The 562-nt window shown below is 52.7% G+C and carries 1 protein-coding gene; it reads right to left on the reverse strand.

Annotated elements, in window-relative coordinates; genetic code table 11:
* The coding region (gene tsf / locus ACTHUR_RS16875) for a translation elongation factor Ts (protein WP_440399840.1) at positions 1–562 on the reverse strand (562 nt) is incomplete at both ends.

Raw genomic sequence — 562 nt, forward strand, 5'->3', positions numbered from 1 at the left:
GCCTTCAACCATTTTAGCGGCGATGTCGGCAGGTTTGCCGGAAGCGATAGCTTGTTCGGTGTAGATGTGGCGTTCTTTTTCGATGGTTTCGGCATCTACTTCGGCTTCGGTTACGCATTGCGGTTTGGCGGCAACGATGTGCATACCGATTTTACGCGCTACGTCTTCAGAGCCTTTGAACTCAACCAATACGCCTTCGGTAGCCAATGCACCGTGGATGTAGGCAACCAGTTGGTTGGCGGTATCGATAACTTGGAAGCGGCGGACAGACATGTTTTCGCCCAATTTGGCGATGATGGCTTTGCGTTCGGTCTCAACCAATTCGCTCAGTTCTTCAACGGTAGCCGGTTTTTTCTCGGCAGCGGTTTTCGCAACGAAGTTGGCGAATTCTACGAAGCCTGCGTCTTTGGCAACGAAGTCGGTTTCGCAGTTTACTTCAACCAATGCGCCGACATTGCCGTTGATGGCGTAAGCCAATACGCCTTCGGCAGCTGTACGGCCAGCCAGTTTGCCGGCTTTCGCGCCGGATTTGATGCGCAGGATTTCTTCGGCTTTTTCGAAG

It is taken from the genome of Neisseria sp. P0021.S007 (assembly GCF_051956855.1).